Consider the following 12,438-nt stretch of genomic DNA (forward strand, 5'->3'; position numbering starts at 1 on the left):
GACGTGGCCGCGCCTTCGGATTTAAATGTTGAGCGTGTAGAGCCGCTTGCGCGCGTCGGAGAACGAAAACCGGGAGTCGACCGCACCCTCGTCTTCCAGTCGGGAGAGCGCGTAGCGGACGGTGCGCGGGGGCAGGAGCGACTCCTCGGCGATCTGACTCTGGGTGAGCGTGTCCTCGTAGTCGAGAATCTTCGCGACCAACTTCGCGCTCGGGGGCATGTCTCGAACCGACGCCCAGCGGTCGTCTGCGTCGGGTTCGGACTCGCGTTCGACTGCTTCCGTAGTGCTCATCGTACGAGATACCAAGCAATGCTATTAGATAATATTTGCTATCCAAAAATATTACTGAAAGGAATTTGTGTGACGCACGTCAGACTCGTCATCCGGGCGGCAGACGCGCCCTAGGCGGCGAATCCCTCACACACCCGAAGCCTCTTATGAACCTGCACCCTATGCCGGATGATGACCGATACTGTGGACGACGTCGATCTCCCCTACGATAAGGACTCGGCGTCGCAGCAGGAGAAGATCACCGCCCTTCAAGAGCGGCTCGAAGTTCTCGAAACGCAGAACGAGGAGATGCGGGACAAGCTCCTCGACACGAACGCCGAGAACAACAAGTATCAACAGAAGCTCGAGCGGCTTACCCACGAGAACAAGAAGCTCAAGCAGTCGCCGCTCTTCGTTGCGACGGTTCAGGAAATCACCGACGAGGGGGTCATCATCAAGCAGCACGGTAACAACCAAGAGGCCCTCACCGAAGTGACAGACGAGATGCGCGAGGAGCTCGAACCCGACGCGCGCGTCGCCGTGAACAACTCCCTCTCTATCGTCAAGCGACTCGACAAGGAGACGGACGTCCGGGCTCGCGTGATGCAGGTCGAACACAGCCCCGACGTGACCTACGAGGACATCGGCGGACTCGAAGAGCAGATGCAGGAGGTCCGCGAGACGGTCGAGATGCCGCTCGACCGCCCCGAGATGTTCGAGAAGGTCGGCATCGACCCGCCGTCGGGCGTGCTCCTGTACGGCCCGCCGGGCACCGGCAAGACGATGCTCGCCAAGGCCGTCGCCAACCAGACGAACGCCTCGTTCATCAAGATGGCCGGCTCCGAGTTGGTGCACAAGTTCATCGGCGAGGGCGCGAAGCTCGTCCGCGACCTGTTTGAGGTCGCCCGCGAGAACGAGCCCGCCGTCATCTTCATCGACGAGATAGACGCCATCGCCTCGAAGCGGACGGACTCGAAGACCTCCGGCGACGCCGAGGTCCAGCGCACGATGATGCAGCTGCTCGCCGAGATGGACGGCTTCGACGAGCGCGGCAACATCCGCATCATCGCGGCGACCAACCGCTTCGACATGCTCGACCCCGCGATTCTCCGCCCCGGTCGGTTCGACCGCCTCATCGAGGTGCCCAAGCCGAACGAGGACGGCCGCGAGATAATCTTCCAGATTCACACCCGGAAGATGAACGTCTCCGACGACGTGGACTTCGTCGAACTCGCCGAGATGGCCGACAACGCCTCCGGTGCCGACATCAAGGCCGTCTGTACGGAGGCGGGGATGTTCGCCATCCGCGACGACCGCACGGAGATATACATGCAGGACTTCCTCGACGCCTGGGAGAAGATACAGCAGGAAGCCTCGGACGAGACGGAAGTCTCCCGCGCGTTCGCGTAATCGACGCGAATCGCGTTTCACTCCGTCCGAGCTCGGGTTTCGACTCCGTTCGAGTTCACGTTTCGCGCGACGCCGACCGCCGAGTGGCTACGCGGCGAACGCGACGTACGGAAGGACGAACAGCGCGAGGAACATCGCGACGAGGATGAGGCCATACCCGCCGAGCGTCGCGGCCGCGGTCAACCACGATTCGCGCCGGCCGGGGAGTTCGAACGCGGACATACTCGGTCGGTCTCGGTCGTGAATCATAAATCGTCGGTATTCCGGCACCGGTGACCGCCCTAACCCGAACGACTGAAACCGACCGGGTCGAACCCACGGGTATGGGCACGCCACTCGAAAGCCGCGAGGCGCAGGCCGAGGAGGTCCTCGACCGACTGTACGAGGAGTACCCCGACACCACCATCTCGCTTTCCTACTCGAACCGCCTCGAACTGCTCATCGCCGTCATGCTCTCGGCGCAGTGCACCGACGAGCGCGTCAACAAGGTCACCGCGGAGCTGTTCGAGAAGTACGACGACGCCGCGGACTACGCCGCCGCCGACCAAGCGGAGCTGGCCGACGACATCAGCTCTATCACCTACTACAACAACAAGGCGAAGTACATCCGCTCCGCGTGCGCGGACATCATCGAAAAGCACGACGGCGAGGTGCCGGACACCATGTCCGCGCTGACCGACCTCGCCGGCGTCGGCCGGAAGACCGCGAACGTCGTCCTCCAGCACGGCCACGACATCGTGGAGGGCATCGTCGTCGACACCCACGTCCAGCGGCTCTCGCGCCGCCTCGGGCTGACCGAAGAGGAGTACCCCGAGCGAATCGAGGAGGACCTGATGCCGGTCGTCCCCGAGCCCGACTGGCAACAGTTCACCCACCTGTTCATCAGCCACGGGCGGGCCGTCTGCGACGCACGCAACCCCGACTGCGACGCGTGCGTGCTCGAAGACGTCTGTCCCTCGTCGAAGCTCGACCACGACGTCGACCTCGCCAGCGGCGAGGCGTGGTGAGCGCTCAGCCCAACACGTAGCCGCTCAGGTAGCGATAAATACCGAGCAACCACGCGAGAACCCAGAAGACGACGTAGCCGAAGACGCCGACCCGCAGGCGGCCACGCCACGCGCCCATGTTCTCGTGGAGGTCGTCGAGCGACACGGTCTGGTCCGGGTCGCGGTAGAGGTTCGCCCGCCACTTGGCCTGAAAGATGCGGACGATACCCGTGAGCGCGAAGACGAGCATCGCGTACGCCTGCAGGCCGAGAATCGCGTGGAGGGCGCTGAGACCGTTGAGTTGCTGAAAGAGCCGCGGGAGCATCCACGAGACGACCGGGACCGTGTTCAACACGAGGCCGGGGAAGATGATTTTGAGGTGGTAGACGAGCACGTCCCACGACACCGTCTCGGCGTCAATCATTATCCACGCGCCGTAGAGGTAAAACGGGAAGCTGGCCGTGACGGTGATCGCGGCGAGCGTGGCGAGCGTCGTCTCGTCTGCCATCGCACGCCGTTCGGACCCGGGCGGCCTAAAGGGTCCGATGCGCGGCGTCCCGTTCGAGCGCTAGACCACGGAGCGGGGGTCGAACGTCGGCCGCGACGCCCCCGATTCGAGGGTTGAACCACGGTTTTCGAGCGCCGAACCAACTAGACGCCGCGTTTCGGGGCGTCGCACCGCGTTTCGGAGCGTCGCATGACGAGCCGCACGCGACGACCGCGCGGTTCGGGGTCGGAACACGTTTACCGGCGTGGACCCTACTCCGGGCCGATGTCAGACTCGTCTTCCGCCCCGGCCGGCGACGGCTCGTCACCGGACGCGGACGCCGACGCCGCGATGTCCGACGCGGAGCTCGCGGCCCTCCGCGAGGAGGTCGAAGCCAAGTACGACTTCGAGAACTTCGGCCCGGCCGACATGGCGAAGATGACTCCCGAGGAGTGGGACGCCGCGTTCGACCCCGACTCGTGGGTCGTCGGCGAGGAGCTACTCGACCGGGTCGAACAGGAGCTCCGCTACCGCGTCGCGATTCGAGAGGTGTTCGCCGTCCTCGAACGCGTGACCGAAGACGGCGAGCCCCGGATTCTCGCGTACTCCGACGAGGGCTACGCCGTCGTCTATCCGGACGGGAGCGTCGAGGGCGAGGGAACCGTCCTCCGCGACGTGAAACCGACCGTCGCGCTCTGTTCGATGGAGGAGTTCGAGCTGAACGACGCGCCCGAGACCGTCAGGCTCCCCGAACCCGAGGAGGTCGCACAGGGGACCGGCGACTTCGGCAATCGGATGCTCCAAATCGTCGCGTTCGGGCAGTTGCTCGGCGGGGTCGCGCTCATCGGCGCGTGGCTCGTCCTCCCCGACCTCGACTCGATTATCGCGCCGCTGGCCGGCCTGGGGTTTCTCGTCATCGGCTTTTTCCTCTTCGTCGTCGTGGCGAACGCCCGGCTCTCGGACCGCTTCCGCGCCGAAGAGTACCGGGACAGACTCCGCGTCATGGGTCTCGAAGGCGGGTCGCGTCCCGAGTTCGTGCCCGCGTTCGACGGGGACGAAACCGCCGCGCCGTTGATCGAGGCCCCCGAGGGAGACGCCCACAGTTCTGAGGGCTGAACTCGACACGAACCCGCCTCGGAAACACCCTCCGTGACGGCATAGTCGGTGGGTTTAAGCGCGTCCCATCCTGACGAACGACCGTATGAAAAGGCGGGAGTTTCTCCGAACGGCTGGCGGTGCGACAGCCGCCGCGACCGCTGCCGCCGGGACCGCTGCTGCGCAGGAAGGCGGCGGTGGAGCGCAGGTTCAACCCGACTTCGGTGGCCACCTCGACGGCGTCGACGGAGGATACGAAGACCTCCGCGGCCAAAGCGAGGTCACCATCGAGGTCGGCGCGTCCGGCAACGGCGGGAACCTTGCGTTCGCACCGGCTGGCATCTGGATCGACCCCGGCACGACCGTGACGTGGGAGTGGACCGGCGAAGGCGGCGGGCACAACGTCGTCTCGAGCGAGGGTGCGTCGCTCGACTCGGGCGCGGCCGTCTCCGAGGCCGGAAGCACCTACGAGTACACCTTCGAGAGCGGTGGTATCACGAAGTACCACTGCGTGCCCCACGAGGCGCTCGGCATGCTCGGCGCGGTCGCCGTCGGCGGCGACGTGGCGACCGTCAGCACCGGGGGCGGCGGCGAGAAGGAACTGCACGAACTCGGCGTCCCGATTCAGGCACACTGGGTCGGTTCGGCGACGATTCTCGGCATCATCGTCACCATCATCTACACGTTCTTCATATTGAAGTACGGCGAGTCCCCAAACACGGGTAACACTGGAGGTGGCGAGTAATGTCTTCGACCGGCAGCACGTACGGCGACATTCACCGATACGAACCGGCGCGCGAGAGCACCGCCGCGGCCATCGCAATCGTCCTCCTGACGATTATCGAGGTCGTGTTCGTGTTCCTCTTTACCTACGGCTTCGTCTCCGGGTGGGGACTGACCGACACGGGGAACATGTTCCTCGGCGGCATCCTCGCCGTCATCTTCGTGGACCTCGCGTTCATCCTCGCGCTGTACCGCAAGGAGTTCCTCCCCGACGTGATGATCGTCAAAAAGCGGCGTCGCAAGTGGGAAGACCTCTACGTCCGCGAGGAGGACGTCGACGGAGTCACCTTCAGCAGCGACGACGCGTGGGAACAGGTCAAACGCGCGGTGTACCCCTACTACAAGCGATAAACCATGAGTCTCGAACGCAAAGACGACTACGACCACAAGGCCTGGATGAAAAAGAAGGACCTCACCCCGGTCGAGGCCACCTTCCTCACCACGCTCATCTGGCTGGATAAGCGACTCCGCATCGTCGATTATCTGGAACTTCTGGAGACACTCTACTACCGAGTCAACCTCCAGATGCCAAAGAGCCACACCGAGCAGTACAACCTCGACAACAAGTTCTGGTACTGGTATCCCCTGTACACGCTCGGGTTGTTCTCGACGCTCGCATACGTCGTCGCGGCGATTAGCGGGGCCCTTCTCGGGTTCTACTACTCGCCCGCGACGACCGGCGACCCGACCACGGCCTACAACAGTATCGAGTTCATCATGCGCGACCTGCAGTTCGGCTTCATGCTCCGCTCCGTCCACCGTTGGGCGGCGCAGGTCATGGTCGCGGCCGTGTTCTTGCACATGCTCCGTGTCTACTTCACGGGGTCGTACAAGGAACCCCGCGAGCTGAACTGGCTCCTCGGCATCGTCCTCATCAGTCTGACGATGGTGTTCGGGTACACCGGATACCTCCTGCCGTGGGACCAGCTCGCGTTCTGGGCCGGCCAGATCGGCGTCGAGATGGCGCTATCGGTCCCGCTCGCCGGTGAGTGGGTCGCACAGCTCCTGTTCGGCGGCTTCTCGCTGGGCCAGTCGACGCTACAGCGCATGTACATCATTCACGTGTTCCTGCTCCCGTTCGTCGTGACGACGCTCATCGCGATCCACATCGGCATCGTGTGGGTGCAGGGCATCGCGGAGCCGCACTGAGGTGACAATTATGAGCGACAACGAACCCGAAAACGAGGAGATTCGATCCGACGGCGCGGGCATCGTGGCCCCGGACGACGAGACGCCGACGTGGAGCGAGCGCAAGGCTCGCAAGACCGGCCTCTCTCGGCTTACCTACGAGTACTTCGAGCGCGCACGCCGCGAAGACCAGGACCTGCGCACGGAGTCCGACTACGTCGAACGCGACGTGCTCGCGTTCCCCACGTGGCCCCACGAGACCGTCCGCAACCTCTCTATCGCGTCGTTCTTCGTCGGGATGATTCTGTTCCTCTCGGCGACGATGCCGCCGCACATCGGCAACCCCGCGAACCCGTCGACTACGCCGGCGGTCATCCTCCCCGACTGGTATCTCTACTGGTCGTTCGGCCTGCTCAAACTCGGTCCCCTCAACCCGGAAATCGCCATTCTGGGCGATCAGATGCTGGTGGCAGACCGAACGTACGGCGTGCTGGCGAACGGCGTCGTCGTCGGCTTCATCGCCATGGTGCCCTTCCTGAACAAGGGCTCGGCCCGACGCCCCGTCGAGCAGCCGTTCTGGTCTGCGGTCGGCGTCTTCGGCGTGGTGTTCGCGCTGACCATCTCGCTTCTGGCCATCAAGAACCTCATGCCGATGAACATCCACCTGCTGTTCGACCTGACGTTCCTGCTCCCGTTCGTCTTCGGGACCATCACCTACGCGGTGCTGAAGACGATGCGCGAGGGGTACATGTACAACCTCAACCGCCGCTACTACCGGCTTCGCCCGCCGAGATAGAGCGGAACCACTACCACCCGTCCCTTCTTAGCGCCACTGATGACAGACAGCGACGCAACCGGTCGAACCGGCGAGAGCGACGGGGCGCGAGGCGGACGTCGCGGCCGGCGCGACATCGTCGTCCCCATGCGGCTCTACAAGACGATTACCGTCTTTTCGACGCTCATCGCCGTCGTGGGCGTGGTCCTCGGCTTCGTCTTCCTCGACGCCGCAACGCTCCAAGTGAGCGCCCTCCGCGCGGTCGTCGCCGGCGCGCTCGGCGCACTCGGTATCGGCGTCGCCGACGGGCTACTCAGCACGGCGCTCGCGGTGGTCGGGCTGAGCATCATCGCCTTCGGCGCGGTCGTCTACACGCTCGGGACTCGATTCCGCGCCCGAGGAATGGGAAAGTCTCAAGAGGACTCCGGCGAAGATTCGAACAATGGCTGACGAATTCATCAAGGGACTGGGTATCCTGACCGGGTCCGGGCTCGCGTGGCTGGTGCTCGCGTCGTGGTATCGGACGAGCAGTTTCGAGAGCAGTAAACAGCTCATCGAGCCGCTGTCGTCCGGCGCGACCGAGGGACTGTTCAACATCATCGCCGTCACCCTGATGGACGTGTTCCTCTGGTTCGCACTCCTCGGCGCACTCACTTTCTGGGTGCTCATCCCCGCGGGCCACCAGATCATGTCCGCGCTCGAAGAGCGCCGCAACGCGCAGTAAGCCGACCGGGCGGCGCGGTCAGTTCTCCTCTCATTTCGACTCGTGCCGCGGAAAAGTCCCTCAGAATAGCGGTCGCGCTCGGGGCGGCCCGCCGCGTCGGATTGGAAAAACTCTAATGACTCTCGCTCCGACGGTCCTGTATGCACCCACTACAGTTCCTCGTCCCGCTCGACCAGTTGGCGGCGGTCGAACCCATCGTCCCGCACGTGGCGCTCGTGCTCGTGCTCGCGAACTTCGCGACGCGCTTTCTCGCGCATCGGTCGCACGTCCGGCAGGCCGAGGAGGGTGGTGCGGAGGCTATCTCCCGGTACCTCCCGCACTCGCTCACGTCGGGCGGGCTCGTGCTGGCCTCGTTCCTCTATCTGCTCGTCGAGCCGCACGGCGGCATGGTGCTGAGCGTGCTGGTCGTCGGGATGTTCGTCACCGACTTCTTCGAGTTCGAAGCGCGCCAAGTCGAGGCCCGGACGGACAAGCCGCTCGAACGCCCGAACGGGTCGCTCGTCGCCGCGACGCTCGTGCTCCTGTACGCCGCGTTCCAGAGCCTCTTTTTCCTCGTCTCGGACTACTGGAACCTCATCATCTAAGCACGCGACGCGCTCTTCTCCGCGTCACCGCGCTCGCATCGCTCGCGAGGAACACGTATTTTCGGCGCGTCGAGCCTCGCCGCTCGGCGGTGACGCCGGCGGTTGCGGCGCTCACTCGACGAGAAGCGGGACGCTCCCGTCGCGGTCGACGACCACTGACTCGAACGGACGTATCTCCCGGACGACCTCGTCGTCGGCGACGAGCGAGACGCGGGCGTCGTCGCGTTCGACCGACAGTCTAATCGGGGGCTGGAGGACCCACGAGTTCGTCTGCGTCGCGTAGGGCGAGACGGGTACGACGGCGAGTCCGGCGGCCGGACCGACGACTGCCCCGCCAGCGGCGCGCGCGTAGCCGGAACTCCCGAGCGGGGTGGCGACGACGACGCCGTCGGCGCGGAACTCGTCGACGGGCGTCCAGCGCGTCGCCGCGCGCGACTCGTCGGTCGGGTCTGCTGAGAAGGGGACTGCCCTCTCCGCGTGGGCGACGCCGTACTCGGAGATGTGCGCCGGTTCGCTCGTGACGAGCATCGCGTCGAAGAGCGCGCGAGCCGACGAGTCCCCGCCGACCGAGAGCGTCGGATGGTCGACGACGCGGCCGCCGCCGGCGACGAACGTGGACAGTCGCGGCTCCAGTTCGTCCCGCTGGGGCGACCACGGCGCGGCGCAGTCGACGGGAACGACCGGACACGACCACTCGGAGCCGAGCGCGACCGCCGAGAGCGCCGATTCGCCGACGGCGACGACGGCGTCCGCGTCGGCCGGCTCCGGTTCGACCGACGCATCGGCCGCTCTGACGGCGGTGGCGACCGAGTCGTCACCGACGATACCGAATCTCATCGTCGTCCACCCGCGGCGAGCCCCCGTAGCATCGTCCTGTGCTACGCCGCCGCGAATAAAAGCCCTCGTGGTTCGGTCCGGCGGTGGGAAGCGGGGATGCCGCGGACCGTCCGCGTCGCCGACGCCTCAGAACGGCCAGTCGCCGGTGACCTTCATCCCCTTGGCCTGGTCTTCGGCTTCGAGCGCCGCCGCGATGTCCGCGGGGTCGGCGTGGGGTATCTCGCGGTCGGCGTCGGCGAGTTCGACGGTCAGTTCGGTCAGGAGAATCGCCTGCTCGCGGAGCGTCCGCGACTCCAGTTTCTCGATGGTGTCGGCGTGGGTGTGACCCCAGCCGCGGCCGCGGCCTTCCTTTTCGCTACCGACCATGTACGCCGGGACGCCGTGGGCGACGAATGGCCAGTGGTCGCTGTGGGGGAGCTGTTCGGGGAGCGTCGAGACGTCGTGGTCGAACCGCTCGGCGACGGTGTCGGCGGCGGCTTCGAGCTCATCGAAGCCGTGGGTCGTGAGCTTGAGCGTCCGCCCGGCGACGACGCCGTCGTTGTTGACGATGGCCTTCACGTCGCTTCGGGCGTCGCCGAGACGGTCGGCTTCGTACTCGGAGCCGACGAGGCCGACCTCCTCCGCGCCGAAGCAGACGAACCGGACGCGCGTGTCGAGTTCGTCCTCGCGGGCGGCGAGCGCGCGGGCGACTTCGACCACCATCGCGGTGCCCGCGCCGTTGTCCATCGCGCCCTCGGCGATGTCGTGGGCGTCGAGGTGGCTCGTGACGAGCACCTCCTCGTCGGTATCGGGGCCGAGTTCGGCGTGGACGTTCCCGCTTTCGGCCGCGGGCGCCTCGCAGGTCACGTCGACGGTCACCTCGTCGCCGTCGAACCGGCGGCGGAGGCGCGCGCCGACCTCCTTGCTCACGCCGACCGCGGGGATGTCGCCGATGGGCGCGTCGGCGGTGCCGACGCTCCCCGTGGGCGGGAGTTGGCCGGGGACGTGGTTGGCGAAGACGAACCCGGCCGCGCCGGCCTCGACGGCGTAGTAGTACTTCTCGCGGCGGTGGATGAAGCGGTCGTAGTGGTCGGGGACCGTCGTGGAGACGACGACGACCTTCCCCGAGAGGTCGCGGTCGAACTCCTCGGGCAGGCCGTAGCCGAGGTCGACCAGTTCGCCGCTCGCGGTGCCGGCGGGACTGCGCGGGAGCGCGATGCAGTCCTGCGTGGTATCGGCGGCGTAGACGGCGCTGTCGCCGCGCTCCCAGCCCTGAATCTCGAAGGGGTCGATGCGGACGTTCCGCGCGCCGACGCGGTCGAGGGCGTCTCGGGTCGCCTCCATCGCCTCGCGCTCGCCGGGCGAACCGGTCATTCGGTTGCCGATGTCGACGAGTCGCTCTAAGTGGTTCCAGCCGACCTCGCTGGTGAACGTGTCGCCTATCCAGTCACTCATAATGGACCGTCTCGCGGGGCCGTGGTAACCGTTGCGATGGGTCGAAAACGAGCGTCAGCCGAGGCCGAAAACCGACCGACTTCGACGGGAATCGCGGCACGTCGCGTCGCGGCCGCGAGCGCGGGGGAGCGAGTGCCGAACCGCGATCCGCTCCGCGGGGGAGCGGCAGGTTCAAGGACCATCTATCACGTACGTTCATCCATGACCGACGTGCGAATCGCCGGGGTCGGACTGACGAAGTTCGGCAGTCACCCCGAGCGAACCGGCCGCGACCTGTTCGCGGAGGCCGCCCTCGCCGCCCGCGAGGACGCCGGCGTCTCCCGCGACGACTACGAGGAAATCTTCTACGGCAACTTCATGGGGGAACTCGCCGAGAAACAGGGCCATCAGGGGCCAGTCATGGCCGAGGCCGCCGGCCTCGACTGCCCCGCGACCCGCTACGAGCAGGCCTGCGCCTCCGCGGGCGTCGCCTTCCGGCAGGCCGTCGCGACGATTCGGAGCGGCGCGGCCGACGTGGTCCTCGCCGGCGGCATGGAGCGCATGAACAACCTCGGCACCGCGGAGGTGACGCAGTCGCTCGCCATCGCCGCGGACGAGCTGTTCGAGGTCCGCGCGGGCGTCACGTTCCCCGGCGCGTACGCGCTCATGGCCCGCGCGTACTTCGACGCCTTCGGCGGCGACAGCGAGGACCTCGCGCACGTCGCGGTGAAGAACCACGCCAACGCGATGCAGAACGACTACGCGCAGTTCCACCGCGAAATCACGGTCGACGACGCGCTCGAAAGCCCCATCGTCGCCGACCCGCTTTCGCTCTACGACGCCTGTCCCATCACCGACGGCGCGAGCGCGGTCGTCCTCGTCAGCGACGACTACGCCGAGCGACACGGCCTCGACGCGCCCGTCTCCGTCACCGGGTCGGGACAGGGCGGCGACAAGGCGGCGCTCCAAGACCGGCCCCACCTCGCGCGGACGCCCGCCGCGACCAAAGCCGCCGACGCGGCCTACGCGGACGCCGGTATCGGCCCCGACGACGTGGACGTGGCCGAGGTCCACGACTGCTTCACCATCGCCGAGGTGCTCGCGCTCGAATCGCTCGGCCTCTACGACCACGGCGAGGGAGTCGGCGCGGCCGCCCGCGGCGAGACGACCCGCGACGGCGACCTCCCGGTGAACCTCTCGGGCGGCCTCAAGGCGAAGGGCCACCCCGTCGGCGCGACGGGAACCGCCCAAGTCGTCGAGATGACGAAGCTCCTCCGCGGCGACCACGGCAACAGCGACGCCGTCCCCGACGCTCGGGTCGGCGTCACCCACAACGCGGGGGGGACCGTCGCCAGCGCGGTCGTCCACGTCCTGGAGGTGGACCGATGACCGACACCGGCTACGACGAGTGGTTAGCCGCAATCGCGGACGGCGAGGGCTACTACCTCGCGTGTCCCGACGGCCACGGCTCGCTTCCGCCGCGGCGGTCCTGTCCGCACTGCGGCGCGGCCGAGTTGACCGAGGAGTCGCTCCCGGAGACGGGCGAGATACGCACCTTCACCGAGGTCCACGTCCCCGCGCCGGACTTCGCCGACGAAGCGCCCTACGTGACGGCCATCGCGTCGTTCGGCCCCGTCAAACTCACGGGCGTCGTCCGCGACCTCCCCGCCGACGAGGTCGACCTCGGCACGACCGTCTCGGTCGGCGCGGGCGCGAACGCGACCACCGACGAGCGGTTGCTCGTGTTCCGGCCCGCGAGCGAGTAGCGCCGCGCGGCCGGTTGCCGGTTCTCAGTCATCGCGCGCCTCCACGGCCTCCAGCGGCGAGCGCCAGCCGAAGACGTACGAGCCGAGGAGCCACCCCCAGAAGCCGGCCGCGAGGAGCGCGATGGCTCCGTACAGGAACAGCGAGAACAGCGAGAGGGAGTCGAGCATCGGTTCAGTTCG

18 protein-coding genes are annotated in these 12,438 nt (G+C 66.7%); 12 read left to right on the top strand and 6 right to left on the bottom strand.

Features of this window, described 5'->3' with window-relative positions; translation table 11 throughout:
• Positions 1–21: 21 nt before the first annotated feature.
• A complete protein-coding gene (locus ACFQI8_RS05410; protein WP_004044086.1) occupies positions 22–291 on the bottom strand; it encodes a helix-turn-helix domain-containing protein in 270 nt (89 codons plus the stop codon).
• Positions 292–462: 171 nt separating this feature from the next.
• Here ACFQI8_RS05410 and pan1 point away from each other — a divergent pair, with 171 nt between their 5' ends.
• Positions 463–1,680 carry a proteasome-activating nucleotidase Pan1 gene (pan1, locus tag ACFQI8_RS05415; protein WP_004971162.1) on the top strand — a complete coding sequence of 406 codons (1,218 nt, stop codon included), beginning with the start codon at positions 463–465 and terminating at the stop codon, positions 1,678–1,680.
• An 87-nt stretch (positions 1,681–1,767) separates the two neighbouring features.
• Here the strand turns inward: pan1 and ACFQI8_RS05420 are convergent, their stop codons facing one another.
• A complete protein-coding gene (locus ACFQI8_RS05420) occupies positions 1,768–1,902 on the bottom strand; it encodes a hypothetical protein (RefSeq protein WP_390243763.1) in 135 nt (44 codons plus the stop codon).
• A gap of 101 nt (positions 1,903–2,003) precedes the next feature.
• Here ACFQI8_RS05420 and nth point away from each other — a divergent pair, with 101 nt between their 5' ends.
• The gene (gene nth / locus ACFQI8_RS05425) at positions 2,004–2,687 is read left to right on the top strand and encodes an endonuclease III (RefSeq protein ID WP_390243257.1); all 684 of its coding nucleotides are present in this window, start codon (positions 2,004–2,006) and stop codon (positions 2,685–2,687) included.
• A 4-nt stretch (positions 2,688–2,691) separates the two neighbouring features.
• Here nth and ACFQI8_RS05430 read toward each other — a convergent pair whose 3' ends face one another.
• Entirely contained in the window at positions 2,692–3,174 is a 483-nt protein-coding gene (locus tag ACFQI8_RS05430; protein ID WP_390243258.1) for a DUF7321 family protein, read from the bottom strand.
• Positions 3,175–3,438: 264 nt separating this feature from the next.
• Here ACFQI8_RS05430 and ACFQI8_RS05435 point away from each other — a divergent pair, with 264 nt between their 5' ends.
• The 8 genes from ACFQI8_RS05435 to ACFQI8_RS05470 all read left to right on the top strand — a co-directional run bounded on the left by ACFQI8_RS05435 (position 3,439) and on the right by ACFQI8_RS05470 (position 8,242).
• Positions 3,439–4,269, top strand: a complete 831-nt coding sequence (locus tag ACFQI8_RS05435; protein ID WP_390243259.1) for a DUF7319 domain-containing protein — start codon at positions 3,439–3,441, stop codon at positions 4,267–4,269.
• An 85-nt stretch (positions 4,270–4,354) separates the two neighbouring features.
• Positions 4,355–4,993 (top strand): halocyanin domain-containing protein, encoded by a 639-nt coding sequence (locus tag ACFQI8_RS05440; protein ID WP_390243260.1) that lies wholly within the window; start codon positions 4,355–4,357, stop codon positions 4,991–4,993.
• Positions 4,993–5,382, top strand: coding sequence for a DUF7318 family protein (locus ACFQI8_RS05445; protein WP_007275091.1), 390 nt, complete (start codon positions 4,993–4,995; stop codon positions 5,380–5,382). Before ACFQI8_RS05440 ends, ACFQI8_RS05445 begins: the two co-directional genes overlap by 1 nt.
• Before the next feature lie 3 nt (positions 5,383–5,385).
• Positions 5,386–6,180, top strand: coding sequence for a cytochrome b (locus tag ACFQI8_RS05450; protein WP_004044094.1), 795 nt, complete (start codon positions 5,386–5,388; stop codon positions 6,178–6,180).
• Between the two features lie 10 nt (positions 6,181–6,190).
• Complete coding sequence (locus ACFQI8_RS05455; RefSeq protein ID WP_390243261.1) at positions 6,191–6,955, top strand: cytochrome b family protein; 765 nt, start codon at positions 6,191–6,193, stop codon at positions 6,953–6,955.
• A gap of 39 nt (positions 6,956–6,994) precedes the next feature.
• Positions 6,995–7,384, top strand: coding sequence for a DUF7315 family membrane protein (locus ACFQI8_RS05460; protein ID WP_390243262.1), 390 nt, complete (start codon positions 6,995–6,997; stop codon positions 7,382–7,384).
• Positions 7,377–7,658, top strand: coding sequence for a DUF7314 family protein (locus tag ACFQI8_RS05465; protein ID WP_390243264.1), 282 nt, complete (start codon positions 7,377–7,379; stop codon positions 7,656–7,658). The genes ACFQI8_RS05460 and ACFQI8_RS05465 overlap by 8 nt, the downstream gene beginning before the upstream one ends.
• A 140-nt stretch (positions 7,659–7,798) precedes the next feature.
• Positions 7,799–8,242 carry a DUF7313 family protein gene (locus tag ACFQI8_RS05470; protein WP_390243265.1) on the top strand — a complete coding sequence of 148 codons (444 nt, stop codon included), beginning with the start codon at positions 7,799–7,801 and terminating at the stop codon, positions 8,240–8,242.
• 111 nt (positions 8,243–8,353) lie between these two features.
• Here ACFQI8_RS05470 and ACFQI8_RS05475 read toward each other — a convergent pair whose 3' ends face one another.
• Positions 8,354–9,079 carry an NAD(+)/NADH kinase gene (locus ACFQI8_RS05475; protein ID WP_390243266.1) on the bottom strand — a complete coding sequence of 242 codons (726 nt, stop codon included), beginning with the start codon at positions 9,077–9,079 and terminating at the stop codon, positions 8,354–8,356.
• A gap of 126 nt (positions 9,080–9,205) precedes the next feature.
• A complete protein-coding gene (locus tag ACFQI8_RS05480) occupies positions 9,206–10,513 on the bottom strand; it encodes a M28 family peptidase (protein WP_390243267.1) in 1,308 nt (435 codons plus the stop codon).
• A 201-nt stretch (positions 10,514–10,714) separates the two neighbouring features.
• Here ACFQI8_RS05480 and ACFQI8_RS05485 point away from each other — a divergent pair, with 201 nt between their 5' ends.
• Complete coding sequence (locus ACFQI8_RS05485; protein WP_390243269.1) at positions 10,715–11,881, top strand: thiolase domain-containing protein; 1,167 nt, start codon at positions 10,715–10,717, stop codon at positions 11,879–11,881.
• The gene (locus ACFQI8_RS05490; RefSeq protein WP_390243270.1) at positions 11,878–12,258 is read left to right on the top strand and encodes a Zn-ribbon domain-containing OB-fold protein; all 381 of its coding nucleotides are present in this window, start codon (positions 11,878–11,880) and stop codon (positions 12,256–12,258) included. Before ACFQI8_RS05485 ends, ACFQI8_RS05490 begins: the two co-directional genes overlap by 4 nt.
• Positions 12,259–12,282: 24 nt before the next feature.
• Here the strand turns inward: ACFQI8_RS05490 and ACFQI8_RS05495 are convergent, their stop codons facing one another.
• The gene (locus tag ACFQI8_RS05495) at positions 12,283–12,426 is read right to left on the bottom strand and encodes a hypothetical protein (RefSeq protein ID WP_390243271.1); all 144 of its coding nucleotides are present in this window, start codon (positions 12,424–12,426) and stop codon (positions 12,283–12,285) included.
• Between the last annotated feature and the right edge of the window lie 12 nt (positions 12,427–12,438).

The sequence above is a fragment of the Haloferax chudinovii genome (assembly GCF_042663345.1).
Classification (GTDB): Archaea; Halobacteriota; Halobacteria; order Halobacteriales; family Haloferacaceae; genus Haloferax; species Haloferax chudinovii.

Bases quoted from the DNA above. Each gene is read 5' to 3' on its own strand.
- ACFQI8_RS05490 (WP_390243270.1), top strand. From the start codon at position 11,878: ATGACCGACACCGGCTACGACGAGTGGTTAGCCGCAATCGCGGACGGC.
- ACFQI8_RS05460 (WP_390243262.1), top strand. From the start codon at position 6,995: ATGACAGACAGCGACGCAACCGGTCGAACCGGCGAGAGCGACGGGGCG.
- ACFQI8_RS05420 (WP_390243763.1), bottom strand. From the start codon at position 1,902: ATGTCCGCGTTCGAACTCCCCGGCCGGCGCGAATCGTGGTTGACCGCG.
- nth (WP_390243257.1), top strand. From the start codon at position 2,004: ATGGGCACGCCACTCGAAAGCCGCGAGGCGCAGGCCGAGGAGGTCCTC.
- ACFQI8_RS05470 (WP_390243265.1), top strand. From the start codon at position 7,799: ATGCACCCACTACAGTTCCTCGTCCCGCTCGACCAGTTGGCGGCGGTC.
- ACFQI8_RS05445 (WP_007275091.1), top strand. From the start codon at position 4,993: ATGTCTTCGACCGGCAGCACGTACGGCGACATTCACCGATACGAACCG.
- pan1 (WP_004971162.1), top strand. From the start codon at position 463: ATGACCGATACTGTGGACGACGTCGATCTCCCCTACGATAAGGACTCG.
- ACFQI8_RS05495 (WP_390243271.1), bottom strand. From the start codon at position 12,426: ATGCTCGACTCCCTCTCGCTGTTCTCGCTGTTCCTGTACGGAGCCATC.
- ACFQI8_RS05485 (WP_390243269.1), top strand. From the start codon at position 10,715: ATGACCGACGTGCGAATCGCCGGGGTCGGACTGACGAAGTTCGGCAGT.
- ACFQI8_RS05465 (WP_390243264.1), top strand. From the start codon at position 7,377: ATGGCTGACGAATTCATCAAGGGACTGGGTATCCTGACCGGGTCCGGG.
- ACFQI8_RS05430 (WP_390243258.1), bottom strand. From the start codon at position 3,174: ATGGCAGACGAGACGACGCTCGCCACGCTCGCCGCGATCACCGTCACG.
- ACFQI8_RS05440 (WP_390243260.1), top strand. From the start codon at position 4,355: ATGAAAAGGCGGGAGTTTCTCCGAACGGCTGGCGGTGCGACAGCCGCC.
- ACFQI8_RS05455 (WP_390243261.1), top strand. From the start codon at position 6,191: ATGAGCGACAACGAACCCGAAAACGAGGAGATTCGATCCGACGGCGCG.
- ACFQI8_RS05475 (WP_390243266.1), bottom strand. From the start codon at position 9,079: ATGAGATTCGGTATCGTCGGTGACGACTCGGTCGCCACCGCCGTCAGA.
- ACFQI8_RS05410 (WP_004044086.1), bottom strand. From the start codon at position 291: ATGAGCACTACGGAAGCAGTCGAACGCGAGTCCGAACCCGACGCAGAC.
- ACFQI8_RS05480 (WP_390243267.1), bottom strand. From the start codon at position 10,513: ATGAGTGACTGGATAGGCGACACGTTCACCAGCGAGGTCGGCTGGAAC.
- ACFQI8_RS05450 (WP_004044094.1), top strand. From the start codon at position 5,386: ATGAGTCTCGAACGCAAAGACGACTACGACCACAAGGCCTGGATGAAA.
- ACFQI8_RS05435 (WP_390243259.1), top strand. From the start codon at position 3,439: ATGTCAGACTCGTCTTCCGCCCCGGCCGGCGACGGCTCGTCACCGGAC.